We start from the raw sequence: 659 nt of genomic DNA, 5'->3' as shown, positions 1-659 counted from the left end.
GACAACGGGCTCGACACGGCGCTCGGCCGGCTGATCCCCGACGGCACCGGGCTCGCGGCCCTGTTCGGGATCGCCGTGCTGGCCGCCGTACTGGCGAATGTCATCAACAATCTGCCGGCGGTGCTGGTGCTGCTGCCGCTCGCGTCCGGTTCCGGTCCCGGCGCCGTCCTCGCCGTGCTGCTCGGCGTGAACATCGGCCCCAACCTCACCTGCGCCGGATCCCTGGCGACGCTGCTGTGGCGGCGTATCGTCCACGCCCATGACGCGGAGGTCCAGCTGCGGGAGTTCACGCGGCTCGGCCTGTTCGCCGTCCCCGCGAGCCTGTGCGCCGCGGTGCTGGCACTGTGGGCGTCGCTGGCGGTGATCGGAGGAGGCTGATCGTATGGCGGTGGTGGTCGTCTGGGTCGTCGAGGGCACGTGGCCCGCGTGTGTGGACGCCGCGCGGGCGCATGCTCCCGAGGGCGCCGAGATCGTGCTGCTGCACGTCACCGGGCACGATGTCGCCGACGCCGCGCACGGCGCGTTCGCCGGGCTGCTCGGCCGCGGGCATCCGGAACGCGACCCCGGCACCCGCGTCGAACACCTCGCCGCCGCCTCCGCCGAGAGCCTGCTGCGGGCCGCCGCCGAGCGCCTGGACCGGCCCTGCACCCGCAGCGAGC

Annotated in this window: 1 protein-coding gene and 1 pseudogene; both read left to right on the top strand. The window is 74.4% G+C overall.

Translation table 11 applies throughout. From position 1 onward, the window contains the following. Nucleotides 1-378, top strand: a 378-nt coding sequence (locus ACLZOT_RS49720; protein WP_416975947.1) for an ArsB/NhaD family transporter, incomplete at its 5' end; no start/stop codon positions are given. Nucleotides 379-382: 4 nt separating this feature from the next. After that, nucleotides 383-659, top strand: a pseudogene (locus ACLZOT_RS49715) (universal stress protein); the annotation flags it as partial.

Origin of the sequence: Streptomyces sp. 4F14 (assembly GCF_048159485.1) — a bacterium.
Lineage (GTDB): Bacteria > Actinomycetota > Actinomycetes > Streptomycetales > Streptomycetaceae > Streptomyces.
The sequence above is the reverse complement of the archived record's forward strand: the minus strand, read 5'-3'. Positions and strand labels throughout refer to the sequence as shown.